At 69.0% G+C, this 26,912-nt stretch carries 24 protein-coding genes; 14 read left to right on the forward strand and 10 right to left on the reverse strand.

The genetic code is table 11. The annotated features are described in order from the left end of the window. Positions 1–81 precede the first annotated feature (81 nt). On the forward strand, positions 82–528 hold the full coding sequence (locus GVY39_RS11935; RefSeq protein WP_159923287.1) for a nitroreductase family deazaflavin-dependent oxidoreductase: 447 nt from the start codon (positions 82–84) through the stop codon (positions 526–528). A gap of 2 nt (positions 529–530) precedes the next feature. Here GVY39_RS11935 and aroQ read toward each other — a convergent pair whose 3' ends face one another. Then, positions 531–986, reverse strand: a complete 456-nt coding sequence (aroQ, locus tag GVY39_RS11940) for a type II 3-dehydroquinate dehydratase (RefSeq protein WP_159923285.1) — start codon at positions 984–986, stop codon at positions 531–533. 24 nt (positions 987–1,010) lie between these two features. Then, on the reverse strand, positions 1,011–1,643 hold the full coding sequence (locus tag GVY39_RS11945) for a hypothetical protein (RefSeq protein ID WP_159923283.1): 633 nt from the start codon (positions 1,641–1,643) through the stop codon (positions 1,011–1,013). A gap of 417 nt (positions 1,644–2,060) precedes the next feature. On the opposite strand from GVY39_RS11945, the gene GVY39_RS11950 reads away from it, so the two are divergent. Next, positions 2,061–3,698 carry an NTF2-like N-terminal transpeptidase domain-containing protein gene (locus GVY39_RS11950; protein ID WP_159923590.1) on the forward strand — a complete coding sequence of 546 codons (1,638 nt, stop codon included), beginning with the start codon at positions 2,061–2,063 and terminating at the stop codon, positions 3,696–3,698. On the opposite strand, the gene GVY39_RS11955 is transcribed toward GVY39_RS11950, so the two are convergent. The 3 genes from GVY39_RS11955 to GVY39_RS11965 are packed head-to-tail and all read right to left on the reverse strand — an operon-like array spanning position 3,699 to position 6,744. After that, the gene (locus tag GVY39_RS11955) at positions 3,699–4,070 is read right to left on the reverse strand and encodes a DUF3054 domain-containing protein (protein ID WP_159923281.1); all 372 of its coding nucleotides are present in this window, start codon (positions 4,068–4,070) and stop codon (positions 3,699–3,701) included. Between the two features lie 60 nt (positions 4,071–4,130). Further along, positions 4,131–5,219: a YbhN family protein gene (locus GVY39_RS11960; RefSeq protein WP_159923279.1), complete on the reverse strand. Its 1,089-nt coding sequence runs from the start codon at positions 5,217–5,219 to the stop codon at positions 4,131–4,133. Between the two features lie 4 nt (positions 5,220–5,223). Further along, positions 5,224–6,744: an adenylate/guanylate cyclase domain-containing protein gene (locus GVY39_RS11965; protein WP_195069778.1), complete on the reverse strand. Its 1,521-nt coding sequence runs from the start codon at positions 6,742–6,744 to the stop codon at positions 5,224–5,226. 140 nt (positions 6,745–6,884) lie between these two features. Here GVY39_RS11965 and GVY39_RS11970 point away from each other — a divergent pair, with 140 nt between their 5' ends. From GVY39_RS11970 to GVY39_RS12000, 7 genes are all read left to right on the forward strand, one after another. After that, positions 6,885–8,180, forward strand: a complete 1,296-nt coding sequence (locus GVY39_RS11970) for an AI-2E family transporter (protein WP_159923277.1) — start codon at positions 6,885–6,887, stop codon at positions 8,178–8,180. After that, positions 8,158–9,333, forward strand: coding sequence for a MacS family sensor histidine kinase (gene macS, locus GVY39_RS11975; protein ID WP_201295206.1), 1,176 nt, complete (start codon positions 8,158–8,160; stop codon positions 9,331–9,333). The genes GVY39_RS11970 and macS overlap by 23 nt, the downstream gene beginning before the upstream one ends. Positions 9,334–9,349: 16 nt before the next feature. After that, the gene (locus GVY39_RS11980; RefSeq protein WP_159923273.1) at positions 9,350–10,015 is read left to right on the forward strand and encodes a response regulator transcription factor; all 666 of its coding nucleotides are present in this window, start codon (positions 9,350–9,352) and stop codon (positions 10,013–10,015) included. Positions 10,016–10,087: 72 nt separating this feature from the next. Then, on the forward strand, positions 10,088–10,780 hold the full coding sequence (locus GVY39_RS11985) for a DUF1707 domain-containing protein (protein WP_283779728.1): 693 nt from the start codon (positions 10,088–10,090) through the stop codon (positions 10,778–10,780). A gap of 357 nt (positions 10,781–11,137) precedes the next feature. Continuing rightward, a complete protein-coding gene (locus GVY39_RS11990) occupies positions 11,138–11,752 on the forward strand; it encodes an L-2-amino-thiazoline-4-carboxylic acid hydrolase (protein ID WP_159923271.1) in 615 nt (204 codons plus the stop codon). Further along, the gene (locus GVY39_RS11995; protein WP_159923269.1) at positions 11,749–12,267 is read left to right on the forward strand and encodes a PadR family transcriptional regulator; all 519 of its coding nucleotides are present in this window, start codon (positions 11,749–11,751) and stop codon (positions 12,265–12,267) included. The genes GVY39_RS11990 and GVY39_RS11995 overlap by 4 nt, the downstream gene beginning before the upstream one ends. 118 nt (positions 12,268–12,385) lie before the next feature. Further along, positions 12,386–12,754 (forward strand): MerR family transcriptional regulator, encoded by a 369-nt coding sequence (locus GVY39_RS12000; protein ID WP_159923267.1) that lies wholly within the window; start codon positions 12,386–12,388, stop codon positions 12,752–12,754. Here the strand turns inward: GVY39_RS12000 and GVY39_RS12005 are convergent. Beyond that, positions 12,751–13,941, reverse strand: coding sequence for a helix-turn-helix domain-containing protein (locus GVY39_RS12005; RefSeq protein WP_159923265.1), 1,191 nt, complete (start codon positions 13,939–13,941; stop codon positions 12,751–12,753). The two genes, GVY39_RS12000 and GVY39_RS12005, sit on opposite strands and share 4 nt — an antisense overlap. Before the next feature lie 498 nt (positions 13,942–14,439). Here GVY39_RS12005 and GVY39_RS12010 point away from each other — a divergent pair, with 498 nt between their 5' ends. Beyond that, positions 14,440–14,766, forward strand: a complete 327-nt coding sequence (locus tag GVY39_RS12010) for a hypothetical protein (protein WP_236565401.1) — start codon at positions 14,440–14,442, stop codon at positions 14,764–14,766. Between the two features lie 141 nt (positions 14,767–14,907). Then, entirely contained in the window at positions 14,908–17,061 is a 2,154-nt protein-coding gene (locus tag GVY39_RS12015) for a DUF2339 domain-containing protein (protein ID WP_236565400.1), read from the forward strand. A gap of 92 nt (positions 17,062–17,153) precedes the next feature. On the opposite strand, the gene GVY39_RS12020 is transcribed toward GVY39_RS12015, so the two are convergent. From GVY39_RS12020 to GVY39_RS12035, 4 genes are read right to left on the reverse strand one after another with little or no spacing between them, the layout of a single operon-like run. Beyond that, positions 17,154–20,159, reverse strand: a complete 3,006-nt coding sequence (locus GVY39_RS12020) for an MMPL family transporter (RefSeq protein ID WP_159923261.1) — start codon at positions 20,157–20,159, stop codon at positions 17,154–17,156. Further along, on the reverse strand, positions 20,159–20,887 hold the full coding sequence (locus GVY39_RS12025; RefSeq protein WP_159923259.1) for an NYN domain-containing protein: 729 nt from the start codon (positions 20,885–20,887) through the stop codon (positions 20,159–20,161). Before GVY39_RS12025 ends, GVY39_RS12020 begins: the two co-directional genes overlap by 1 nt. Further along, positions 20,884–21,696 (reverse strand): tRNA (guanosine(46)-N7)-methyltransferase TrmB, encoded by an 813-nt coding sequence (gene trmB, locus GVY39_RS12030; protein WP_159923257.1) that lies wholly within the window; start codon positions 21,694–21,696, stop codon positions 20,884–20,886. The genes GVY39_RS12025 and trmB overlap by 4 nt, the downstream gene beginning before the upstream one ends. 59 nt (positions 21,697–21,755) lie before the next feature. Continuing rightward, positions 21,756–23,102 carry a lipase family protein gene (locus GVY39_RS12035; protein ID WP_159923255.1) on the reverse strand — a complete coding sequence of 449 codons (1,347 nt, stop codon included), beginning with the start codon at positions 23,100–23,102 and terminating at the stop codon, positions 21,756–21,758. A 151-nt stretch (positions 23,103–23,253) separates the two neighbouring features. On the opposite strand from GVY39_RS12035, the gene GVY39_RS12040 reads away from it, so the two are divergent. The 3 genes from GVY39_RS12040 to GVY39_RS12050 all read left to right on the forward strand — a co-directional run bounded on the left by GVY39_RS12040 (position 23,254) and on the right by GVY39_RS12050 (position 26,851). Beyond that, entirely contained in the window at positions 23,254–24,036 is a 783-nt protein-coding gene (locus GVY39_RS12040; protein WP_159923253.1) for an SDR family oxidoreductase, read from the forward strand. A 66-nt stretch (positions 24,037–24,102) separates the two neighbouring features. Next, on the forward strand, positions 24,103–25,236 hold the full coding sequence (locus GVY39_RS12045; protein WP_159923251.1) for a hypothetical protein: 1,134 nt from the start codon (positions 24,103–24,105) through the stop codon (positions 25,234–25,236). Next, entirely contained in the window at positions 25,223–26,851 is a 1,629-nt protein-coding gene (locus GVY39_RS12050) for a hypothetical protein (protein WP_236565399.1), read from the forward strand. Before GVY39_RS12045 ends, GVY39_RS12050 begins: the two co-directional genes overlap by 14 nt. Positions 26,852–26,912: the final 61 nt, after the last annotated feature.

Raw genomic sequence — 26,912 nt, forward strand, 5'->3', positions numbered from 1 at the left:
AGAGCAGTGCTCTTGACTCCGTGGCGCCCATCGTGGAACACTTCTCTCCATAGAGAGCAGTGCTCACAAAGAGGAGTAGTCATGGACCACAGCACCCGCTACATCGGCCCCGCCGGACTCGAGGCGTTCTTCAGCCGGATCTTCAATCTGCTGCCCAAGCTGGGCATCAGTGTCATGGGTTCGCGACTGCTCGCGGTGCGTGGGCGCAAGAGCGGCGAGTGGCGCACCACGATGGTCAACCTCATGGTGCGGGAGGACGGCGAGCGCTTCCTCGTCGCACCCCGTGGGCACACGCAGTGGGTGCGCAACCTTCGCGTGGCGGGCGGGGGCGAGCTGCGGCTCGGCCGCAAGGTCGAAGCGTTCACCGCCGCCGAGGTGGCCGATGCCGACAAGGTGCCCCTGCTGCGGCTCTACCTGCGGAAGTGGGGCTGGGAGGTCGGCAGATTCTTCGAGGGCGTGACCAAGGACGCCACCGACGAGGAACTCGCCGCCATCGCGCCAGGGTTTCCGGTCTTCCAGCTGAAGTGAACTCAGGCCGAGCGGGCCAGGAATTCGATGGCGGCGGCGTAACCCTGTATGCCCATTCCCGCGACCACCGCGGTCGCGATCGGAGAGATGTAGGAGTGGTGCCGGAACTCTTCACGTGCGTGCACATTGCTGATGTGCACCTCGACGATGGGGAGTTCCGGAATCACCAGCGCGTCCCGTAGCGCCACCGAGGTGTGGGTCAGGCCGCCGGGATTGATCACGATGCCCGACTCCACGCCCCGCGCCTGATGGATCCGGTCGATGAGCGCGCCTTCGGAATTGGACTGGAAGGCGACGATCTCCCGATCGAACTTCGTCGCGGTCCGCTTGCACAACTCCACGACATCCTCCAGCGTCGCCGACCCGTAGACCTCCGGTTGCCGGATGCCGAGCATGTTCAGGTTCGGACCGTTCAGAACGAGGATCGGGCCCGGTGTCGCGTCAGCGGTCACAGCCATGCACGCAACACTAGACCCGACCGCCTACAGCCCCTGCGGACCTTCCGAGCGCAGGTCATCGACCTTGCGCATGGCTTCGCGCAATTCCTCCAGCCACGCCTCCGCGTGCTTGCCCGCCAGCTTCACCGTCCAGGCCAGCGCGTCGGCACGGGAACGGGCGACACCGGCGTCGACCAAGGTGTCGAGAACCTTGCGTTCCGGCTGGCGCAGCCGCGTCATCACGGGGACGGCCAGGTGGGTGAACAGGATGCGTTCCCCGTCCACCGAGACGCCCCAGGCCACATTGCGCCGATAGCGGTGCTGCGCTTCGTTCGCGATCTGCATGCGGGCAGGCCGGGTGGATTCGCGGAAGCGGGCGATCGCGCCCTCCTTGGTCGCGCGCGGTACCTCCCCTGTCGGGGCCGCGTTGTCGTCGGCGGCAGCGTCGGCAGGGTCGGCAGGGTCGTCGGTGGTGTCCGGTTTCTCCGGTCGCGGGATCGGCAGCTCACCGATGACGACGATCTCGTCGCGATCCACCTCGATCACCGGGGGACCGGTGAACCACTCACTGGGCAACCTCCCGGCGAACCAGTCGGGAACGTCCGAGGGGTCCGGCAGGTCGGCTTGCTGCCAACCGCCTGTCCGTCCGAAACCCCGGCCGCGGTGTGCGTTTCTCATGACGGGTCACCTACTTACTGTGGTGTGGTGCTTCAGTGATTACAAGATTACTGCGCAAACAGGCCAAAGAGTTCCGCTCTGTGCGAACCCCGGATCCGGTTGCTTCGCTCTGCACCGTTTGGGGTATTTATTGATTCGAAACGTCCAGTCCGGGGGTAACCGCGCGACTTTTCCGGAAGGCCGGTACGGTAACGGCGCCGGTTGCCCCCGACCGGCTGGACGATGATCATGAAAGACCTCCCGAGGTGCGAGATCTCGGGGCACAATTGGGATGCTGAGCATGGGTAACGTCCGCGCTACGGAGGCATCGCGGTCTGGTCTTTTTCGGGTACGGTGGTCTTGTTACTGGAGTGACAAGAGTGAAGAGTGGGCGACATGGACGTGTGGGGATCCCGCCGCTTTCGTGTTCGCGGCGCAATGGCACTCATGGGGGTGGCGGCGCTCGCGCTCGGGATCGGGTCGTGCGGGATACACGAGAAGCAGAATGAAGCCGAAGCGGTCGTGGAGCGCTTCACGGATCTGCTCGACGATCAGGACTACACCAAAGCGGCGGACCTGACGTCGTACCCCACTGCGGCTTCGGCAACCTTGAAGCAAATGTTCAACGGGCTCCAGGGCGGCAAGGTCGACTACCGCAAGACCCAGTTCATCGGGCTGGACGCGGAGTCGGGGATCTTCAGCATGGACGTCGAGTGGAGCTTCGGCGAGCGCAAGAACTGGAACTACAGCGTGCAGGGCAATGTCCGCAAGCTGGCCATCGGCTGGCGGGTCTCCTGGGAGCCCGCGGTAGTGATGCCGCAGCTCGCGCACAACCGGAGCGTGCGGCTGGTGCGCACCTATCCGACGCCGGCGCCGCGGGTCAACGACATCGCCGGTGAGCCGTTGATGACCGAGCAGATCATCAATGTCGTCAAGCTCGATCCCACCAAGATGCCCGATCCGGTCGCGTCGACCAACGCGCTGGCCGAGGCCATCGAGCCGGTCGCGCCGCTGATCACCGGGCCGTCGCTGATGCAGCAGCTGGCCACCTCGCAGGGCAAGCCGGTCGTCGCGGTGAACCTGCGCGAGGGTGACTTCGCGATCCTGGAACCGCGGATGGCTCCGATCCCCGGTGTGGTGATGGAGAAGCAGCCTCGGTTGATCTCCGCCGACCGCCGGGTCTGGTCGCCGATGCTGGACGCGTTGCGCAAGGTGCAGCAGGAGAGCCAGGAGGCGCATTCCGGGTGGGGCGTCCAGCTGTTCGAGCAGGACGGGCGCTTCATCACCCAGCTCGCCGGTCAGCAGGGTCCGCCCGGACCGGACATCGCGGGCACGATGGACCAGCGCTTGCAACGCGCCGCCGAGGACGCGGTGGTCAGTGTGGGCACGCCCGCCTCGATCGTGGCGATCCAGCCGTCCAGCGGGGCGGTGGTGGCGGTCGCGCAGAACAGCCAGGCCAGCGAGCACGGCCCGGTGGCGTTCACCGGGCTGTACCCGGTGGGCGGCAATATGGAGCTGTTCCGCGCCGTCGCGGCGTCGGCGAAGGGCAAGGCGCCGCAGGACATCCCCGTACAGGACGCGGCCGAGGCGGCGACCGCGCTGGGCGTCGGCATCGACTTCAAGGTGCCGGGCCTCGATGAGGTGACCGGACGCCTCGCCATCGCGGGACGCAGCGCCGAGCAGGTACTCCAGGGCGGTGGTTCGGACGCGGTGCTGGCCAGTCCCTTCGGTATGGCCATCGCCGCGGCGACGATCGTGCGCGGTACGGTGCCGCCGCCGATGATCGAGGCCGGACGGCTCAGCGCCACCGACGCCCGGCTCGAGCCGCTGCCGCAGCAGACCGCCGACCGGCTGCGTGCCATGCTGCGCGACGCCACGAACGCGCCCGAGCTGGCGAGCGTGCGGCGCTACCGGGACGTGGACGCCTTCGCCGCGACCGCGGGCGGCGATGGATGGCTGATCGGGTCGATGGGCGATCTGGTCTTCGCGATCCACATCAACGATGTGGACAGCAAGGACGCGACCCCGCGGATGGCGGCCAGGATGCTGCAGGCGCTGGCTACTCCGGAACCGTGATCACCGCACGGCTTTGTACACCGCGCGCCAGCCGAGCAGGAACACGGCGAGCACCACACCGGCCACCAGCACGAAGCTGACCGCCGTGCCCTGACCGCTCACCACGCGCAGCAGCATGCCCCCGGCCAGGGTGCAGGCCCAGACCACGACGCCCGTCGGCCACAGCGCGGTGGCGTCGAATCGTGCGGCGGCATCGGAGGCGCGTGACCCGAGCGCCGCTGCGACGACCCAGCCCGCGGCGAGCCCGGCCGCGAACGGCCACAGGGTGCGCAGCAAGCCCGCGAGCACCGCTTCGTCGTGGCTGCGCCTGCCGATCGCGCAGAAGACGACGACGAGCAGCGCATCCGCGACGAAGGGCAGCAGTTTCCTCACGCGAGCCAGCGTAACGGGGTAGCTGCGGACCAGGTCGCGTCCCCGGCGCGCGGCGAACGGTCACAGCCGCCGCTGCTCGAATTCCTTCTCGAACTCCGCGTCGTCGGCCTGCCGTGTGCGGAACATGAACAAGAAGACGATCCAGCCGACGACAGCGACCAGGATGAAGCTCACCATCCGATAGACGAACGCCGCGGCGACCGCCTGCGCCGCGGGCAGGCCCGCGGCGGCGGTGAGACCGTAGATCAGCGTCGCGTCGACATAGACGATGCCGCCGGGCGCGAAGGGGATGGACCCCACCGCCTTGCCGACGGCGAACGCGAGCAGCAGACCGGCGACGCGCGGATCGGCGCCGACCGCGTAGCAGGCCGCGCCGAGACAGGCCACGTCGGCGAAGCGGTGGACCAGCGCCCACAGCGCGACCAAGACGCCGTCGCGCTTACCGAGCTGCACCGATTCCAGCTGATCGAGCACGTCGGCGATCTTGTTCGCGCCGTGGTCGGGCGGGCGTTTGCGCAGCCGGTTGGCCAGCGCGAGCAGTTGGCGCAGCAGCGCCGCCAGCGAACCGGGATTGCGTGAGACGTAATTGCCCGCCCACACCAGCGCGACGACGGCGGCAGGCGCGAGGATCAGCTGCAGCGGGCCGACTCGCCCGCCCGCCAGCAGCGTGCCGCCGACACCGAGCAGCGCCAGCCCCACCGCGGCGACCACGCCGGAGAACACCAGCTGCCAGGAGGCGACGATCGGACTCGCGCCCCAGCGCCTGGTCTGCCGATAGGTGAACGCGGTGGAGAACACCTGACCAGCGGGCAGGGTCACCGACATCGCCGTCGCACCGTAGACCACTGCGACGGATTTTCGCTGACTGACCGCGACGCCGCCCGCGTTGAGCAGTTGTTTCTGCACCCTGGCGAATCCGCTCATGGACAATGCCTGTAGCCAGATCGCGGCCGCCACCCAGCCCCAGTGGATTTCGGTGAGTTTGCGCCAGGATTCGTGCAGGCGCGGCCAGAGATACACGCCCTCGGCGATCAGCAGGGCTAGCAGGGCGGCGCCGAGCACCCATTTCAGCCAGCGAAATTTGCCACGGCGGGAACCCGCCGTGGGCGGCGGCGCAGGATCTCCTGCCAGTTCCCCGTCGGCCGTCACGCGGTCAGCCTAACGAACGCGCCGTTTCGACATCGGTATCGCCGGGCGCGTCGGCCCGTTCTCGTGGCCAGGCCAAGAGCGTTTTCCTGCGCCTGCCGCGCAGCTGTACCTCGTCGCCGGTTTCCCACTGGTCCTGCTCGCTTTCCTCGGCGAAATACAGCGCGCTGCCCGAGGCCAGCGTCCGGCCGGGACGTTCTTTGGCCAGTTCGGTGAGCCGGGACGCCTCGTTGACCGGATCTCCGATCACGGTGTATTCGAATCGATTGGCCGCGCCGATGTTTCCCGCGACGGCCAAACCGGCCGAAACGCCGATCCCGATGTCGAGTCCGGGCACTTCCCGAAGGGTTTCACGCAATTCGCGCGCTGCGGCGAGCGCTGCGGTCGGCGCGTCCGGGCGGTCCAGCGGCGCGCCGAAGATGGCCAGCGCCGCGTCGCCGACGAATTTGTTGACGAAGCCGTGATGGCGGTCGATGACGTCGACCACGATGCGGAAGAACTCGTTGAGCAGGCTCACCACCTCGGTGGGCGGGCGCTCGGCCGCGGTGGCGGTGGAGCCGACCATGTCGACGAACAGCACCGCCACGAACCGCGTCTCACCGCCGAGTTCGGTGCCATAGTCCAGCGCCCGCTGCGCCACCTCCTCGCCGACGTGCTGACCGAACAACTCCTGCAGCTGGCGGCGCTTGGCGGCCTCCTCCATCATCCGGTTGAAGCCGACTTGCAGCAGACCGATCTCGCTGCCGTCGAAGACTTCGACCTGCACGTCGCGTGCCCCGGCCTGGACCCGGTCGATGGCTTGGCTGAGCTGGCGCACCGGATCGGAGATGCTCGATCCGGTGAGCATGGACAGCGCGAGGGCCTGCATGATCACCACGCCGCACAGCAACAGGATGGAGATGGCCAGCGACTGCGCGGAGAACTTCACGTCCGAGGAGATCTGGGTGACGCACAGCAGCACGATGGCGATGGTGGGGGCGAAGGTGCCCATGCCCCAGGTCATCGCCATCCTGGTGCCGACGCCCGGGGTGAGGGTGTGATCGAAGGTGCCTTCGGTCAGCGCCTGCGCCGCGACCGGGCGCAGGATGCGCTCGCCCAGCATGTAGGTGAAGCCGAACACGATGGTCGCGGCCATGCACTCGGTGACGATGACCGCACCGGCCAGCGCGGGAGTGTCCCTGATGATCAGCGCGGCCAGCACGGCTCCGCCGATCAGCCACAGCGCGAGATGCAGGATCGCCTGGCGCAGCGGTGCGTGCAGCGCGGCCATCTGCTCCTGGCGACTGGGAGGTCCGCCGCGCATCTGCCAGCGCATGACCGGGCGCAGCATCAGCGCGGACGCGGCCATGCTGAGCAGGCCGCCCGCCACGAAGACGACGCCCGGGATGAGCAGGCCGGTGCGCCTGGCACCGGAGGGCTCGCCCTCGGGAACGGGTAATCCGTATTGGATGAACGCCCACACCAGAACCGCGCCGAAAGCGTTCGCCAGCAGCATCGATGTCAGGTACAGCGGCCAGCGCGTTCGCATGGTCTGTTTGACCGCTTCCAAGGGCGCCGACACGAGGACCAATCTAGCGTTTCGCTCCCACAGCCAGTGCGGGCGCTGGCGGCCGACGCTGCGGCGCCGATCGCGGACAGGGGTCGGCCGAGCCCGTTAGGCTCACGGAGGTGACCGACCCGAAGTCAAGTCCAGACCGGAAAATCACGCTGTCACGGCCTGCCGCGGACACGGTGCACCCGGTCGTCCGGGTATCGGCGGAGTGGGGCTGGCGGCTGCTGGTGTTGTTCGCCCTGGCGATCGCGATCACGGCGATCGTGCAGAAACTGGCGACCGTGGTCATCCCGCTGGCGATCGCGCTGCTGGCGGCGGCTCTGCTGGCGCCGCTGGTGGACTGGATCCAGCGAATGGGCGTGCCGCGCGCGGTCGGTGTCTTCGTGGCGCTGGTCGGTTCGATCGGTGTGGTCGCGGGCATCATGACCTTCGTCGTCGAACAGTTCGTCGCCGGTGTGCCGCAGCTGACCGACAAGTTCACCGACAGCATCCATCAGATCCAGGATTGGCTGATCAACGGCAGGCTGCATCTGAGCAACGAGCAGATCCGCAACGCCGGCGACGCCATCGTCAAGGCCATCCAGTCCAATCAGGACAGCCTGACCAGCGGGGCGCTGACCACCGCGACCGTGATCGGCGAACTGCTGACGGGCGCGTTCCTGACACTGTTCATCCTCATCTTCTTCCTCTACGGCGGCGACCAGATCTGGGCGTTCGTCACCAGGATCGTGCCCAGCGACCACCGTGAGCGGGTGCGCACCGCCGGGCGGCTCGGGTTCGGCACCCTGGTCGGCTTCGTCCGCGCGACGGTGGTGGTCGCCGCGGTGGACGCCATCGGCATCGGAGCCGGGCTGGCCATTCTCGGTGTTCCCTTGGCGCTTCCGCTGGCCTCGCTGGTATTCATCGGCGCGTTCATCCCGATCATCGGCGCGTTTCTCGCCGGGTTCATCGCGGTGTTCATCGCGCTGGTGACCAAAGGCCTCGTCACCGCCTTGATCGTGCTGGGCATCATCATCGCGGTCATGCAGCTCGAGGGCCATGTGCTGCAACCGCTGCTGCTCGGGCGGGCGGTCAGCATCCATCCGCTCGCCGTGGTGCTGGCGATCACGGCGGGCGTGGTGCTCGGCGGGATCGCGGGCGGTCTGCTCGCGGTGCCGTTCGTCGCGGTGATGAACACCGCGATCCGGTCGTTGCTGGAAGGTCCCGAGGAGTTGTACGAGGAACTGCAGACCGGTGACGAGCATCGCGGGCTGTATTCGGCCGATCCGGATCGAGCCGATCCCGGCCGGTTCGACGTGGCCGCCACACTGATGGAGGCGACCAAGAAGCGAGCGGTGGAGCGGAAAGCGGCGCAGCAGAAGGCGGAATCCGATGACGGCGCGCAAGCCGATGACGGCACGGCGAAGGACTGAACTGCGCTCGGCCGACGTGGCGACCACCCCGCTGTGGCGGGCCGCGCAGGCGCTGCGCCTGGTCACGCTGCTGTACGCGGTGGGCCAGCAGGTTGCCTCGGTGCCGTACTACACGAATCAGCGGTTGAGCTGGGTGCTCATCGCGCTGATGGCGGTGTGGTCGGGCGCCTCGGCGATCATGCTGTCGCAGTGGAGCGTCCCCGAGGTGGCCCGACTGCGCACGTGGGTGGTGATCGGCGACCACGTGGTCGTGATCGGGTTGATGGCCGCGACGCGCTTGGTCGCCGACTACGGCTGGTACCACGGACATCAGACGCTGCCGACCACGCTGTGGGCCACCAACGCCGTGATCGGCGCGGCGATCCTGCGCGGACCGTTCGCGGGTGTGCTGTCGGGAGCCCTGATCGCCGCGGTGTCGCTGACGGTGCGCGATCAGTGGGGTGAGGACGTGTGGACGGATGCGACGGTGCCGGTGCTGGTCTCGGTGGGCCTCGCGCTCGGCCTGGCCGCCAACACCGCGCGGCGTGCCCAAGACCAGCTGGAGCAGGCGGTGCGCTTGACCGCGGCGGCCGAAGAGCGCGAACGACTGTCCCGCGAGGTGCACGACGGGGTGTTGCAGGTGCTCAGCTACATCAAGCGCCGCGGCAGCGAGATCGGGGGCCCCACCGAGGAGTTGGCCCTGCGAGCCGGCGAGCAGGAGGTGGCGCTGCGCGTGCTGATCACCGAGCAGGCCGATCACCGGGACGCGGGCGGAGCCGAGGTCGACCTGCGGCCGCTGCTGACCGCGCAATCCACTCCCACGGTGTCGGTGTCCACGCCGGGCGACCCGGTACGGATCGGCCGCTGGGTGGCGAACGAGATCGCCTCGGCCGTGGCCACGGCGCTGTCCAATGTGGAATTGCACGCCGGTCCGGATGCTCGAGCCTATGTCCTACTGGAGGATACCGGCGACGAACTGGTGATCAGCGTGCGCGACGACGGCGTCGGCATCCCGCCGGGCCGGCTGGCCGAGGCCGAAGCCGAGGGACGGATGGGAGTTTCCCGGTCGATCGTCGGGCGGATCGCGGCTCTCGGCGGCAGCGCGGACCTGCTCACCGAGATCGACGGCGGCGTCGGATTCGGCACCGAATGGGAATTCCGGGTGCCGAGATGAGAGACGGGAGGCGGGGATGACGGACCAGGCGGCAGAGCCGATTTCGGTGATGGTGGTGGACGACCACCCGATGTGGCGGGACGGAGTCTCCCGCGATCTCACCGAGGCCGGGTTCCAGGTGACGGCGACGGCCGACGGTGTCGGCGCGGCGGCCAGGCGGGCCGCGGCGGTGCGCCCGGACGTGGTGCTGATGGACATGCAACTGCCCGACGGTAACGGGGCGCAGGCCACCGCCGAGGTGCTGCGGGTGTCGCCGCGGAGCCGGGTGCTGGTGCTCTCGGCGTCGGCCGAACGCGACGACGTGCTCGACGCGATCAAAGCGGGCGCATCGGGCTACCTGGTCAAGAGCGCGTCGGCGGCCGAGCTGGTCGACGCCGTGCGCGCCACCGCCTCCGGTCAAGCGGTGTTCACACCGGGGCTGGCGGGACTGGTGCTCGGCGAATACCGGCGGATGGCGACCGCGCCCACACGGCCCGACGAGCCACACCGGCCCGCGCTCACCGAGCGCGAGACCGAGGTACTCCGGATGGTGGCGAAGGGCCTGTCGGCCAAACAGATCGCTGCGCGGCTGGGACTCAGTCATCGCACGGTGGAGAACCATGTGCAGGCGACGCTGCGCAAACTGCAGCTGGCCAATCGGGTCGAGTTGACTCGCTACGCCATCGAACAGGGGCTCGAGTAGTCCCGGCGGATGGTCCCGAATCAGGGATCGCCCTGATGCGGCCCCGCGCGCGGGCTCGGTAACCTCGATCGCATGGGCGGGCCCGAATCGGTATCCAATGCGGTCGGCTCCGGCGGCGCGGTGGGCGACCGGGAACTGCGCGTGTCGGATGCCGAGCGCGAACATGTCGGTCAGCTGTTGCAGCGCGCGGTCGGCCTCGGCATGCTCTCGCTCGGTGAGTTCACCGAGCGGATGGACACCGCGCTGGCCGCCAAGACGCGCGGGGAACTGAACGCCGTGCTGATCGATCTGCCCGGTGTCCGTCTGGTCGGGCAGCCCGCGGCGCCGTCGTCGACGTTCGTGAACTCCTCGCCCGCCTTCGCCGGGCGGGCCCATCCGGCGCCGGGCTCGAACTCCGCGGGCAACGTGATCCGTTCGCGCATGGCCGGGGTGAACCGCCGTGGTCCGTGGCAGGTGCCGCCCACGCTGTACCTGAACAACTGGATGTCCGGCGTCACATTGGATTTCACCGAGGCGATCATGTCGACCCAGGTCGTGGAGGTGCGTGTCGACGACTTCTGCGGTTCGGTCACCCTGATCGTGCCCGCGGAGGCCACCGTCGACTTGAACGGGCTGGAGCTGATCGGTTCCAGCGTGAACAACAAGGTCCGCACCGGCCCGCCGCTCGGCCCGCTGCATCTGGTGGTGCACGGCAAGATGCGATTCGGATCGGTTACGGCGAAGCACCCGTTCATCGCGCAGTGGCGCAAGTTGATGGGGCGCTGAGCCGACCGGGTCAGTCCGCCGCAGGGGCCATGGCGTCGGGTGGTCGGTGTAGCCCACGTACATCCGGTGCGCGTCGCGCACCGGGTTCCGCGGCGCCCTCGTGCGGAACCGTTCCACCAGATCGGATCGGCAAGGAAGATCTCGGCCCCAGCGAGATCAAATCCGCGCCGCCGCCGAACTGGCTTGGAGTAGCCGTAGCGTCGGCCGAAAAATCGGGCGGATACGCCGTGGGTGCTGGGTGCCCCATCAACGGATTACACCAAACCTGTTGTTTCCCGAGCTGCTCTACCGGAACCCCTGGATGACGGAGCAGTGAGTCAAATTTGACTATAGGTCAAATTTGACTAAGCTTGTGCCGTGATTCCTACTGATGTCGCTTGGTTCAGCACGCCGTTCCTCGCCGCCCTCGCCCCACTCGATGAAGCCGCTGTGGTGGCCGATGCCGCAGGTATCGTCGACGAACAACGACACACCGCCGTGGACAAACCGGCCCTCGACATTCTCTGGTTTACTGCCCTGTCGGCCGCCGCCTATCGGTGCTTGCGGCACCGCAACACCCAGCAAGAAGCGATCGAGCAGTTCCGCGCGGCATTCCTCGGCCCGTTCTACGCCTGGATCCGCCGCGATACCGAGACCGCGCTCGACGCCTCGGGCAATCCGCTCGATGTGCTGCGCGAAGGTTCCAAACAGCGCGAACGTGACTTCTTCGGCGGCGCCTTCCGCTTCGACCATCCACAGGACGACGCGAACGGCTACATAGCGGTCGTCCGAAAGTGCTACTACCAGCAGATCTTGATCGCCACCGACGCCGCGGAACTATTGCCGACGTTCTGCGATTTCGACACGTCCTGGATGGACGCCGCTTCCGAGGAGCGTCACGGCATCCGGGTCGAGCGCCCGACGACCTTCGGGTATGGCGGCCCCTCCTGCTGGTTCGTGATGACCAAACTCGCCGACACCGTCCGATCATGAGTGCCGCTACCCGGATTCTCGTGCTCGGCCTGCTTGCGCAGGGACCCAAGCACGGATACGAGATCCGGCGCTGGTTGGAGTCCAGCCACGCCGAGCGGTGGACCGATGTCAAACGCGGTTCGGTGTATCACGCGCTGGCCAGTCTCGAGCGTGCCGGCACGGCAGAGGTGGTCGAGACGCCCGAGTCTGTCCCCGACTCGACAGCCCGCAAGGTCTACCGCATCACCGCCGCCGGCCGGGCGGAGTTGACCGATCTGCTCAGGGTGGGCTGGGGGCGGATCCGCGGCAGCTACCCGCGTGACCTCTATACGATGCTTACTTTCGCCGAGCCGCTCCCACGTGACGAACTGCTCGGTCTTCGTGACCGACTCCGGTCCGAACTCGAAGTGTGGTCCACCGCCACCGACGCCAAAAGCGGACTCGCCGAAGCCGACCTCATCGCCCTGCTGCTGACGAACGGCCGCGCCCATCTCGAGGCCGACCTGGCGCTGATCGACCAACTTCTCGCGCGGTAGCTGCGCCTTACCCCGGCTTGCCTGCCACCGTCCTCGGGGAGGGGGACGCACATGCGCGAGATGGTAGAACTTGACACAGATGTGAGATTCGAGGGGAACGTGAAAGGCCGGATGGCAGATGCGTATCGGGGAACTCGCGGAGCGCACCGGCGTGAGTGAGCGGTCGCTGCGCTACTACGAGCAGCAAGGCATACTGGCGTCCGATCGCACGCCCGGCGGTCATCGCGACTATCCGGAGCGGGCGGTGGACCGGGTCATCCACATTCAGGAACTGCTCGCGGCGGGGCTCACCAGCAAGAAGATCGCACGGATCCTGCCCTGCATGCGCGATACGGACGGTGGTCCCAACGAGCACGCCACTCCCGCGCTGGTCGCCGAGTTGCGGACCGAGCGGGAGCGGATCACCCGTACCATCGATGATCTCCTGCGCTCGCGGGAGGTGCTGGACGAGGTGATCGAGCGAGCCGGGGAACGGTCGGTGAGCTAGGTGTTGACCCCGATCCGGCGGGCGAACGCGCGTAGGGGCACCTTCCGGTCGTGGTCGAGCAGTTCGGACACGATATGGCGGGGCAGCGTCTGGTACTTCAGCCAATCCGCGCCGCCCACCCGCTCCGCGGTCAGCAAGGCGTCCAGCGCGCGCTGGTGCCTGCCGGTGCGGGTCAGCGCGACCGCCGTGTCGGCCAGGTGCCGTGCCCGGGACGCCTGCGGGAGACTGCCGTTGGCAGGCATGTCCTTGGCGGCGGCCAGCGCCTCCGGGTAGCGCTCGGAGGAGACGTTGACATCGACGGTCTGCATGACGACCTGCGAAGGGCCGAAATAGGTCTCGTAGTCCTGCCGATCCTGGCCGATCCGCACCGCGACCTCGCTCGCGGCCTCCACCAGCGACAACGCTTCGTGTACGTCCTGCGCCCGGCCCGCCGCGGTCGCACCCTGCAACACCAGCGATCCGTAAGCGGACAGGTGCGTAGGCGTGACCTCGCCGGAGGGCTCCAGGGTCGCCGCCGCGTTCAGCGCGACGCCGCGCGACTCGTCGTAGCGGCCCTGCACCAGCAGCTGCCAGGCAACCGAACCGCGGATGGTGGCCAGCAGCAGCGGGTCGTTGCCCAGCTCGGCGGCGGAGAGCGCCTGCCGGATCGCCAGGAACGCCGGATCGGTCTGGCCGAGATGTACCAGCGTGCATCCGGTTACCCAATACATCCTGGCCAGCAACTCGTTGGCGGGCGCGACCGAACCGTTGCGGGCGGCGTGCACGGTGGCACGCAGCTGGGTCAATCCGGGCGGCAGGATCGAGGTCAGCAGTTCGTAACGGCCCGACCAGTAAGCGCCCCAGGCGTAGTCGACCGCCCTGCGCCCGTCGTCGAGGCTGACCGCCGCCTCCTCTTCGGTCTCGCCGAGCAGGTCGTCGACCGGTGTCAAAGCTCGGCGGATAGCGACGATGCCCGCGTCCGGGTTGGCGGACGGCACGCCCTGGCGCTTGCCGATCAGGTCGGCGATGTCCACGTCCAGGGCCCGCGCGATCTTCTGCAAGCTGGCGATGGACGCGGTCTGGCGACCGCCCTGCTCGAGTTTGCGCACCAGATCCACGCTCACTCCCGCCTGGTCGGCGAGCTGGCGCTGGGTCAGCGCCTTGCCGCGGAACTGGCGGATCCGAACTCCGATCGACGATTCGTCCATACCCAAGTCCTTTTGTTAAATCTGGGTTTCAGAGTACGACGCTATGTTATCTGGGACCACCGAAGTGGGACATTGCGTACGACTCGTCGGCTCCGAGTTGGAATACCGTTGCCTTTCTGCAACTTTGACTGCAAAGGGCGGCGGCGATGAAAATCATGCCGAATACCACCGTGCAGGCCGGGCGTGCCGATCGCGCGTGCCGGCCCGCCGCACAGACCACGCGACCGGCGCGCCACAGCACATTTCGATCGGTACGCCACGTCAGCGCCCTACCGGCGAACGCCAGAACGCGGATGCGCGAACAGCACGGGCCGCTACCCCGAAAGTCCCTCGTCACCATCGGATTCGACGTCATCGATCGGGGGTAGGCGAATGTTCGAGGGCTGTCATTCTCCGCATGAAGTCGCGCGTCTGCTGCGGCATAGGTACGGGCTGCCGGTTCAGCTTCTCGCCGGACGCCCGACCATCACCACCGGCTCCATTATCGGGGCTATCGTCATGCCGCCGGAATTGGGCCGGAAGGTCTTGGCCCAGTTGAACCGTAACCACGCCGCACCGGTGATCGCCGACCCGGGCGAGCGCACGTGGACCTTTCTCGTCGCGCCGCCGAGCCCCGCTCGGCCGGTCGAGGTCCCGGTCCGGCGCTGCCTCGCCGGACACGGGGTCACCGTGGTGCCCGGCGGTCGTATCGTCCTGCTGCCCAGTTCCGACTCGGCCCTCGGCTGGCACTGGGCGGGCGAACCCGCGTCGGGCGTCTTGCGCATGCCGCCTCGCTCGGCGGTGATCGATGCCGTGCACGAGGTCATCGGCTTGCGCGCCCACTGACCATCGGGCGCGACCGGCCCGCACTCGACTGCCCGGGTGCGGGTCGGTCGGGCGGGGTACCCGCACGGTACGAGTAGAACTCGGCTGTCTACAGGGGTTACTACTCATGCTCGCGCGCTTCGCGGCGACGAGCATGAAGTCATGACTACCTCTATCGATCCGGCGCTGCTCGCCCGGCTCTCCAGCGAGTTCACCACGCTGGGGACGCAGCTGGGCGTGCTCGGGCGGGACCTGCGGTTGCTGCGCGAGCAAATCGCCGCGGATTCGGCGGGTGCCGAGGTGGAGTCCGGCTCAGCCGCAACGGAAGCGCCCCTGACCGGGTCGATGCCGGGCGCTGGGGCTCCGAAGGGCTCGGTACCGGGCGGGACCGGTGACCGGATGCCCGGGGGAACGGCATCCGATGCGCCCGGTCGTCCAGTTGCGGGTGGGTCGTCGAGTGCGATGGAAGCCTCCGCGAGCGGTGGATTCGCGGGATCAGAGCCCGCGCCCGCAGCGGTACCGCCGATGATCCCGCCTTGGCCCGGTCATTCGCCGACAGCCGGTATGCCGGTTCCGCCGCCGCAACCCGCATACGCACCACGTTTCGCACCGCCGCCTGGCAGCGCTTCCGGCGGAGGAGCTCCGTGGCCGCAGAACGCACCGTGGCCGATGCCGGGAGCTGTGCCGCCGCGTCCGCCCGTCCCGCCGCGTGCCCAACCGCGAGTGCCGCACACTCCGTGGTGGCAGCGTGACGGGGTGATCAGCCGGATCCTGGCGCTGGCTGGTGTCGCGGTGACGTTGATCGGCGTCGCGATGCTCCTGGTGTTGGCCGCTCAGGCGGGTTTCTTCGGGCCGGTGCCGAGAGTGGTCGCCGGAGCGGTGTTCTCGGCGGCGCTGGTGGGTGCGGGCGTGCGGGTCTTCGGGCGGACCGGCGGACGAGTCGGCGCTATCGCGCTGGCCGCCACCGGCATCGCGGGCGCTTATCTCGACGTGGTGGCGGTGACCGCCCTTTATCACTGGCTGCATCCGGTGCTCGGGCTCGCGGTCGCGTTCGGCGTCGCGGCCTGCGGCGTCGCCCTGGCGATGCAGTGGCGGTCACAGCCGTTGGCGGTGCTGGTGGTGCTGGCCGCCGCGGTGCTGTCACCGGTGTTGACCACTCGGCTGGTGCTGCTGGCGTTCTTGATCGTGTTGCAACTGGCCTGCGTGCCGGTGCAATGGACGCGAGATTGGCCGTACCTGCACGTGGCGCGGACATTGCCCGCCGTACTGGCGACGTTCGTGTTCGTCGCGGGCGCGGCCGTGGGAACTCCTACGGCGCAGGAACGCACCTGGCTGCTCGTGGCCGCGGCGGCGGTCGCGCTGGTCGGGCTGGCCGGGACGATCGTCGTCGTCCGTCGTCGGCCCGCCGATCTCACCGCCTCGCTGACGATGGCGGCGGCGCTGGTGCCGGTGCTGATCGCCCCGGGGATGTACGAGCAACGGCTCGTTTCGGTTGTGGTGGCCTCGTCCGCCGCCGCGCTGCTATTGCTCGTCGCCGCGGTGAGCACGGTACCGAAACTGGACGCGCACGTGCGCATTCCGGGACATACCGCGCTCGTCGCGGCCGTGGCGGGATCGATCGCCTTGCTCGAGGCGTGCGTCGGCGCGACCGAGCCCCGGACACTGCCCACGGCGCTGCTCGTGGTGGCGCTGGGCTTCCTCGCCGTGGCGGGCCAGCGGATGTCCCGCCCGGCGGCGGGCATCGGCGCGGCGTTCGCGGTGCTCGGCGGCTTCGGGTTGCTGAATATCGCGGGACCGGAAGTGCTTGCCTCGCAGCATCGCTCGGAGGCGAATCTGGGTGTGGCGACGGTGCTCGGCGCGGTACTCGCCCTCGGGGTGGTCGCGGTCGCGCTGTGGAGCGCGCGGCGGTTGCGCGGCTCGGCGACGGGCAATGAGTGGCAATGGATTACCGCGAGCGTCGCCGGGCTCTACGCGGTGACCGCGGTGACGGTCTCCATCGGCGTCGCGGCCGGGACCCCGAACGGGTTCCTCGTCGGCCACAGCGCCGCGACCATCCTGTGGATGGCAGGCGCGACCGGCGCTCTGCTGTTCGGCCTGCGCAAGCTCGCCGCCGCACCCGCTGTCGCCAAACTCGCCTTGGGCTCCGGATTGCCGGTCACGGCAGCGGCTCTGGCCAAGCTGTTCCTTTTCGACCTGGCCACCCTGGACGGCCTGGTCCGCGTCGCCGCCTTCCTCATCGTCGGCATCCTGCTGCTGTTGGCCGGTACCCGCTACGCCCGCGCCTTCGCCGATGCGGGAACGCAGCGGCAACCCTGACCACGGGACCGCCCGCCGAGAAGGCCGCCGCGTTCCCTCCTGGCCGAACCACCCGACCAGGCGTGGCGACCTTCTTCGCGGCGGCTACCCGCTCACTCGCGGTCGCGGCGGCGCAGCAGTTCGTTGACGCTCACCGTGCGGCCGTCGCCGCCGTGGTGCCGCCCCTGCTCCGGCCTGCCGATGTGGCGGCGCGAGGAGCGTAGTTCGGCCATCCAGCTCTCGATGCTGCTGCGATTGGTGGTGTCGGGCCCATTGTTCGGCTCCGCGGGCGCCTCGGGCTCGGGTGCGCGGTGGGCAGGACCGTCGAGAGCGGCCCCGGCGTCGGGCGGGAGATACCGCGCCGCACGGGGCGCACCGGGAAGGTCGACGGCCGGCTCCTGCGAGAGGCCGGACAGCGGAAGCGATTCCGCCACGTGGGTCGGGCGCGGCGCGGGCGGCGTGACCGACGAGACGAGCGCTTCCGCGCTGTGCTCGGGGAAGATCACCGATGGCACACCGGCGTGCGGCCCGTGCTGGTCCTGCCGCAGGCCGGTGGGCGGCGCCGGTCGCGGCCCCGCGGGGCCTTGCGGGCCGGCCGGAGGCGACTGCGGTCGCCGCTCCGCCTGGTCCGGCGTGTAGCGCGGGGGGTTCGGGACCTGCGGAATCCGCCGCGGGCGAATCGGCTCACCCTGCGGTGGCGTGGCGTTGCGCGGAGATTCCGGGCGCTTCCTGGTCGGATCGAGTGGCGCGGGCGCGGGCGTCGCCTGCGGTGCGGGCGGCGGCGGGACGCGGTCCAGTCGCCTGGTGGGCGCCTCCGCCTCGATCTCGGCGACCGTCCGCGGCTTGCGCCTGCGCGGCACCTTGTTGGCGTCGGCGACCGCGGGGATCTGCATCGTCACCGGGTCGGTGATCGGCGTCGTCTTGACCAGGTCGACGACCTCGCCGCCACCGGGACGTTCGTCGTCGAGAATCGGCTCGCCGAGGCCGATCTTCTGCTGGATGCGCTTCATCCAGGTGGGCGCCCACCAGCAGTCGTCGCCGAGCAGCTTCATGGTGGCGGGCACCAGCAGCATCCGCAGGATGGTCGCGTCGATGAACAGCGCCGCGATGAGGCCGTAGGCGATGTACTGCATCATCACCAGGTCCGAGAACGCGAAGGCGCCGACCACGACGAGCAGGATGAGCGCGGCCGCGGTGATGATGCGGCCGGTGTGCGCGGTTCCCGCGCGCACCGCCTCGGTGGTGGATGCGCCTTGGGTGCGCGCCTCGACCATGCGCGAGAGCAGGAAGACCTCGTAGTCGGTGGACAAGCCGTAGATCACGGCGATGATCAGCACCAGCACCGGCGACATGATCGGCTGGGGGGTGAAGTTCAGCGGCGTCGCGCCGTTCCCGTCGACGAAGATCCACGTCAGGATGCCCAGCGTGCTGCCGAGGCCGAGCGCGCTCATCAGCGCGGCTTTGATGGGCAGCACCAGCGAGCCGAACGTCAGGAACATCAGCAGCGTCGTGACGAACAGCACCAGCGCGATCATCGCGGGCATGCGGTTCAGCAGCGCGTCGATGCTGTCCTTCTGGATGGTCGGCTGGCCGCCCACGTAGAGATCGACGCTGTCGGGCACCGCTATCGACCGCAGGTACTCGATGGTGGGGTCGGCGTTCTCCGAATCCGCGAGTGTCGCGCTGGTGCGATAGACGTTCGGATCGGTAGTGGAGCGGCTCGGCACGTCGAAAGCGCTGGCGAGGCCGGGCGCCTGGCCCGCCTCCTTCCACACCTTGCCGACGGCGTTGCTGTCCTCGGACACCATCACCAATTGCACCGGGTCGGTCTTCTTCAGCGGGAAGACCTGGTAGAAGTCCTCGAGCGCGACGCGGGTCGCGTTGTCCGGCGGCAGGTATCGCTCGTTGATGCCGCCGAAGGCGAGGTTCTTCACCGGGATGATCAGCAGCAGCAGGACGATGCAGATCGGCACGGCGATCTTCAGCGGATGCTTCATCACCCACTGAGTGATCTTTCCCCAGAAACCGTGCTCGATCTCTTCGGCCGTCTTCGTCTGGCGGAAGCGCTTGAAGCCCAGCATGTCCACGCGCGGGCCGAGTACACCGAGCATGGCGGGCAGGATCGTGATGGCGGTCAGCGCGGCCAGCGAGACCGTGGCGATCGTGCCGTAGGCCACCGATTTCAAGAAGCCCTGCGGGAACAGCAGCATGCCGCCGAGACTGGCGATGATCATGGTCGCGGAGAACACGACCGTGCGTCCCGCCGTCATCACCGAGCGCCGCACCGCCGCACGGGTGTCGTAACCTTCGGCGAGTTCCTCCCGGAAGCGACTGACGATGAACAACCCGTAGTCGATGGCGAGGCCGAGACCGATCATCGACACCACGCCCGAGACGAACGAGTTCACCTCCGTGAACTTCGTCAGCACCATGATGATGCCGTTGGCGCCGATGACGGTGAGACCGCCGACCACCAGCGGCAGGCCCGCGGCCACCAGGCCGCCGAAGATGAAGAACAACAGCACCGCCACCGCGGGGATGGCCAGCATCTCCATGCGCTTCTGGTCGGAAGCCATGGTGTCGTTGAGCGTGCCCGCCACCGCCTGCAACCCGGTGACCTGAACATCGACGCCCGGAATGTAGAAGACGTCCTTCACCTTGCGGTAGTTGCGCACCATCTCGGTGTCGTTGTTGCCGTTGATGGCCACCGAGGCGAAGGCGTGCTTCTTGTCCTTCGCGCCGAAGACGCTGGGCTGCGCGGGGATACCGGCGTCGTTGCGCCAGTACGTTCCGTTGATCTTGGTGATCTCGTCCGGGTGCTCGCGCGGCAGGCTCGCGAGATTGGCGACGACCTTGCCGCTGAATTCGGGGTCATCGATCGTTCTGCCCTCGGGCGCGGTGTAGAGCAGGATCACGTCGCTGTTGTGATCACGGCCGAACGCCGCGTCGGCGATCCGCGCGGCCTGCGCGGACTCCGAGGTCGGATCGTCCCACCCGCTGGAGCTGAGATGGTGTTCCAAGCCGAGGCCGTAACCGCCCAAAGCCAGGAGGGCCGCCACGACGACGCCGATGACGGCAAAACGCAGGCGGTATACCAGATCGCCCCAGCGTGTGAACACTAAGCGACTCCTTGGGCGGGGCGAGAGGTGAGCAGTGCCGACAGCGGCCGGAACGGCTGCAGCCAGGCACCCTCGTCGGGCAGCGAGTCGAGGCTAACTCGGGGCAGCGGTTCGCGGAACACGCCCGGAATGTCCTCGAGGTCGATGAATTCGAGAGTATCGGATGTGACGGCCCAACTCGCGTGCTCACGGAAGCCGAGTACCTGGACCGGCACGCCTTTGGCGGCGAGTTCCTCCAGCGGTTCGCGGAACGCCTGGCCGTCGGCCGAGGCCACCATGATGCCCGCCAAACCGGCGCCGCGACTGCGTAACGCGATGTGCGCCAGCATGTCGGCGTCGACGTCGGAATCCTCGTCGATCTTGGGTTTGGCGAAGACCGCGTAGCCCACGTTGCGCAGGGCCTCCACCCAGGGCCGCACGACGTCGGCGGTGCCGGGCGCGATGTTGGTGAAGACGGTGGCCTCGGGTTCCACGCGATGCACCGCGCCCACCGAGAGTTCGGCGGTCCGGGCCAGCAGCCAGCGGCCGAGCGCGTCGAACCGCGGACGATAGGCGGCGGTCGGACGACCGCCGAGGATGGCGCCGAGGCCCATGTCGAGGTTCGGGGCGTCCCACACCAACAGGACCCTGCGCACGTCCGGCGTCGAGCCGCCCAGGCCTTCCGCTCCGCCCCCGTGCACCTCCCCGGCAACATCGACCACTTCGTGGGCCATCTCACTGACGCTCATCGGTCGATCTTCCCCCATATGAGCTCGGTGATGGCGCTACCGGCGCGATGTGCCTTGCCTTCGAACTTGGTGACCGGACGCTCGAAACCGATGGGCGCCGTGGCCCGATGCTCCTCGCTGACCCCGCCCGTGGTCTCGTTCAATCCTTTGAGCAGGGGCTCTGCCATGCCGACCTCGTGGATGTGCTCGGCGTAGCCGGCATGGTCGGTGGCGACGTGCAACACACCCCCCGGCTTCAGGCGGTCGGCGATCAACGCGACCGTCGCGGGCTGCAGCAGCCGCCGCTTGTGGTGGCGCGCCTTCGGCCACGGGTCGGGAAAGAACACTCGGACGCCGGTGAGCGACTCTGGGGCAATCATGTTCTCCAGCACGTCGACCGCGTCTCCGCGCAGCAGGCGGATATTGCCGATCCCTTCGCGCTCGATGCGCTGCACCAACTGCGCGAGGCCGGGCTGGTAGACCTCGATGCCGATCAGGTTCAGGTGTGGTTCGGCCTGCGCCATGGCGGCCGTCGCGGTGCCCGTGCCGCAGCCGATCTCGACGACCAGCGGCGCGTCGCGGCCGAACCACGCGGCCGCGTCCAGTGGCTCGTCGGCGACCTCGCGGCCGATCGAGGGCCACATCCGGTCCCAGGATTGCTGCTGGGTCGCGGTCAGCGCGCCCCTGCGCGACCGGAAGCTGGTGACTCGGGGGTACAGGCGGGAGCCGGTCTTGTGCCGGGGCCCGCCCTCGGCCGGAGCCGAAGCTGTGGACGGCGGGCCCGGAACTGACTCGGCAGTATGGTTCGCGGCGTCGTTCACGACGTCCATTGTCCAGCATCCCGCGATCAGTGCGGTAAGCGGTCGTGCACGGCTCGCTGAGCGGGAGGTCAGGCGGCGCGCGCGGGGGCGATTCTGGTCGCGGTCGGCTGTTGCTGGCGCAGGGGCCTGCCCAGCGCGACCTTGGCCGCTGTGACCGCCATTTCCAGCAGGCCGCGCACCCCCGACGGCGAGGCCGCGACCGACCATACGGTGGTGTCGCCGACGTCGCTCACCGGTTGCCCGGCGAACCGGTCGGCCAGCCAGTCGAGGCTGATCGGGGTGGACAGCGGCAGCAGCGAGAAATGCTCGCTGAGCCGGTCGCGCACGTAGGTCACCGCGGCGCCGCCGCGGCGGTAGCGCGCCACCTGTCCGTCGACGCCCGAGATGTGGATGATCTGGTCGTGGATGGGTTGCACAACCAGCAGCGGGCAGGACGGCGTCGTGTTGCCGAGCCGCAGATCGTCGAACATCGCGTTCAGTTCCGGGGTGTCGAGCACCTCGGCGAGCGGGCGGTCCAAGAAGTCGTCCACCTTCTTGTTGGCCAGCCCGAGGATCGCGCCGAGCGGCGTCGCGTTCTCCGCGCGGACGACGAACCGGTGGCCGTCCGGGCTCAGCTCGTTGTCGATCAGCGAGCTCAACGCGGGGTACAGCCTGCGCAGCGCGGCGATGACGATGGCGGGCAGGCCCGCGTAGGGGGTGCCGTTCAACCGGTCGAAGACCTGGCGCGGGTCGCCGACCGGGGCGCCGAGCACCGCGCCGACGATGTCCAGTTCGGGGGCGTACGTCGGCGCCATCTCTACCGTCCAGGAGCTGGCCATGCCACCGCCGGAGTAGCCCCACACCGCGACGCGGGTTCGCGGGCCGAGACCGAGCGGACCGAACCGCAGCGCGGCGCGGATGCCGTCCAGCGCGCGGTAACCGGGCTCACGCGGCGCACCGAAATTACCGTGCGGACCCTCGTGATCGGCGATGCTCACCGCCCAGCCGCGCCGCAGCGCGTTCGCCACCAGCAGCCATTCCAACTGGGTGATCGAGCCGAGCGCACGCGCGCCGGAGCGCAGGGCGTAGGACGGGGAGCACTTCTCGCTCACCGCGTCCATCGCGGTCTGGAAGGCCAGCAGCGGACGATCCTCGTCCGGTTCCGCGTCGACGGGCAGCAGGACCGTGGTGATCGCCGCTTCGGGAGCCCCGTGCAGATCACAGCTGCGGTACAGTAACTGCCAGGCCGACACCTGTTGCGGCACGATCCCGAACAGCGCGATCTCGATCTTCCTGCCGCGCAGGATGGCGCCGGGCGCCTTGGCCGCGAAGCCCTTCGGCGGTCGATGGAACGGGTCCGCGCTGGGCAGCAACGGCTTGCGTTCGGTGGGACAAGCGGGCTGCGAGTCGACAGCGCCGATGACATCCGCGGTCATCGCGACCTCCTCATCGTCGAGGTCGGTTGCCGCATGCGAAAGGCCAAGCTGCGCACCGGTTGTGGTGCCGACCACTTCAGCAGGGTAAGTGACCGACCGGGCGTCTGGGAACCCCGGAGTACACGGCGTCCGCGGCACTAGACTCCCCGGCATGAGCAGACCGACTGTATTCATCACCGGCGCGGCGGCCGGTATCGGGCGGGCGACGGCCTTGCTTTTCGCTGCGCAGGGATACCATGTCGGGGCTTATGACATCGATGAAGTGGGGCTGACCAGGCTTTCCGGGGACATCACCGCCAAGGGTGGCGCGGTGCACACCGGTGTTCTCGATGTGACGAACGACACCCAGTGGGCGGAGCGGCTCGCGGAGTTCCACGCCGCGACCGGACGGTTGGACATCCTGGTCAACAATGCGGGCATCCTGCGCGCAGGGGGGTTCGAGTCGATCGAGCTGTCCGCCCACCGGGCGATCGTCGAGGTCAACTTGGTCGGTGTGCTCACCGGAACGCACAGCGCGTTCCGCTACCTGCGAGACACCCCGGGCGCCCAGGTGGTCAACCTCTGCTCGGCTTCGGCGATCTACGGCCAAGCCGAACTCGCCAGCTACGGTGCGACCAAGGCGGCGGTCAAGAGTTTCACCGAGGCACTGGACCTCGAATGGGAGCGCTACGACATCCGGGCGCTCGCGATCTGGCCGCTGTTCGTGGCCACCGCCATGGTGGACGGCGTGACGACGGGGACGACGAAGTCGCTGGGCGTGCGGCTGAGCGCCGACGACGTGGCCGCCGGAATCTGGGAGGCCACCCGCAAGCGCGCCCGGCTGCCGAAGGTGCACTACGAGATCGGCACGCAGGCGAAGCTACTGGCGACGGTGGCGAAATACGCGCCGAACTGGGCGGTGCGGACCGCGAACAAGTACTTCAGCGGCAGCTGAGCGGTCCAGCCTGTCCCATGGCCTGACTTCTGACAGAATTGCGCACCGTAAAAGGGGGTGTGCAGCATGCCGACAGCCACTGATTCCGATGGGCCGCTGCGGGAGCGGGGCGTTCCCACGTCCGATCACGATCAGCTCGACAAGCTGCTCGCCGAATTGCGCTTCGGGACGGGGCGCGACCCGCAGATCGGGTATGCCGCCGCCGCGGCCGTCAGCGCATGGCGCAAACCGCCGCGCATCCAGGTGACCGGGCGCGCGCACGCGGGGCGGACCACCGTGCTGCACGCGCTCGCGCTCATGTCCGCGGTGGAGACCGACCCGGTGGACCGGCCAGGGGCGCCCGATCCGGAACTCGACGCCGACATCGTCGTCTACGTGTTGTCGGCGGCGCCGACACCCGCCGATCGCAGGGTGCTGGCTACGCTGCCGCCGCAGCGCACCATCGCGGTATTGAACAAGGCGGACGCGATCGGCTCCCGCTGGGGCGACGCGGTGGCCGCGGCCGAGCAGTACGGCACGCAACTGCGGATTCCGGTGGTTCCGGTGGTCGCGTCGCTGGCTGTGCGCACTCGTGCCGGCGTGCTGACCGACGCTGATCTGGACCTGCTGCGCAAGCTCGCCGCCGAAGCCGACCCCGCGCTGATCCTCTCGCCGGAACTGTTCGTCGCGCCGGGACCGGATGCCGCCGAGCGGGAGCAACTGCTGCGTCGCTGGGACCTGTACGGCGTGGCCTGCGCGTGCGCGGCCCTGCGCCACGATCCGGACCTCGCTCCACAGACGCTGCTGCAGATTCTGCACGCCGCCAGCGGCGTCGACGCGCTGCACCGGCTGCTGCACCGCCGCTACGAGCAGGTGTCCGCGTTGCGCGGCGGTGAACTGCTCGACGAGCTGGCCCGCCTCGCCGCTCGCGCGGTCCCGGAGGAGGGCGGCCGCGCGCGCGATCTCCTGGAGTCCTATCTCTACAGCGACGACGCTCTCTGGCTCGGACTCTGCGCGGGCCTGGCCGGACCCGAGGTGGCCCACCTCGCGGCGGGGTATCCGGCACCCGCGCCGTCGGACGCCGACGATGCGCTTGCCCGCGCGACCCGCTGGCGCGCCGTCGTCACCAGCGACATGCCCCCCGCCGCGCGCCGCGCCGCGTTGCGGGTGCACAACGGGTACGTCCGACTATGGGAACGGATGAGCAGTGCCGGTCTCTGAACCACCGGAATCGTCGGCGGCGACCACAGGTCCCGGGACGGATCCGGTCTCGGGCGCCGGTCGCGACGGGGCCGATCGAGATTCGCCCGCCGATGGCGAGTCCGGTCGCCCGGCCCCGGTGACCGCCCTCGCCGCATCGCCCGAGCTCGCGGCCGTGGTCGAGCGATGGAATCCCCAGGGTATGGCGCTGCTGCGCGCGGTGCGCGGGTCCGGCGCGGCGGGCGTTGTCACTGTGATCGGTCCTCCCGATGTCAACACGACCTTGTTGCGCACCGAACTGGCCCGGTTCGAACCGCGCGTCACGCTGTCCGAGCCGCTCGCCGACGGGAACGCGGCGGTGGAGACCACCTCGCCCGCCGTACCGGCGATCATTTTGATCCTGCTCGACGCGGGCACCACCATCGGCGCGGACATGCTGGGGGTGATCGACCGGTTGCGTGCGAACGGCACTCGCCTGCTGCTGGCCATGAACGGCATCCACGCCTACCGGGACTGGCAGGCGGTACGCGCGCGTGACCTGGAGCTGCTCGCCGAGCGAGGCGCCGCGGACTTGGACATCGTGCCGGTCTCGGCGCGGCTCGCGGCCGCCGCGCGAACCGCGGGCGACGCGGGATTGCTCGATCGCTCCGGTCTCGGCGCCCTGCACGCGCAGCTCACCGCGGCGGCGGCCGCCGGTGGGGGCCGGTCGGACGCGGTCATCGGAAGAGTCTTGGCCGACACGCGCCACCGGGTGGTCGAGCAAGTGGCCGCCTTGCGCTCGGGCGCCGAAGTGGCGCGGCTGCGTGAGCAACGTGCTGTGCTGCTGGCCGGCCGCGACGGCGGACGAGCCACGGCGATGTCCGCCCTGCGCGGGCAGCTGCACCTGGCGCGGGTGGACCTGATGACCGAAATCGGCGCGAGAATCCGGGCGCTGCACACCGCCGCCCGCGCCGAACTGGATCGGCTGCGCCCGGCCGACCTCGCCGGCTACCCCGCTCGGCTGCAACACGCCGTCACCGAACTGACCGGTGAACTCGACCACGTCATCGATCTGCGGATCGCCGAATTGGGCGCCCGGGTCGAGAGCGTGGACGCGGGTGTGCCGCCGCGACGGCGTGACCCGGCCCCGCGGGTGGGCCCCGATCCGGATCCGCGCCATCGGGGTGTCGAAGATCACCTTATGATCGCGCTCGGCGCGTCGGCGGGTGTCGGGCTGGGTCGCTTGCTGGTTGCTCCGTTCTCGCTCGTACCCGCCCTCGACGTGGCGACCGTGCCGGTGACTTTGCTGCTCGGCGGCGGTGCGGCGGCGTGGGTGATGCGGGCTCGCGGCCAGCTGGCGGATCGAGCGCACATCCGGCAATGGGTGGCCGACGCGCTGGTCAATGTAAAAGCGCAGCTAGAGCAGCGGGTGGCGACCGCGCTCGTGGAAGCCGAGACCGTTCTGGCCGATCACGTGGTCCAAGCAAGCACCGCGCGAATGATCGAGGCCGATCGCAGGGTGGCCCGGCTGGAGGCCGATTTACGCAGGTTGGCGGCCGAGCAGCCGGGACAACTCGCCGCATGCGAGCGCGACATCCGGATCCTCGACCGCTGGATCTCGCCTGTTGAAACGAGCGACCAATTGGGTACACAGTGAGGAACCCGATACCGTACCGGTCGTCACATGGCGTTAACCTCTATTCAGGAACTTGGGCGTC

The organism is Nocardia sp. CY15, from assembly GCF_009829295.1.
In the GTDB taxonomy this organism is placed as follows: Bacteria; Actinomycetota; Actinomycetes; order Mycobacteriales; family Mycobacteriaceae; genus Nocardia; species Nocardia sputi.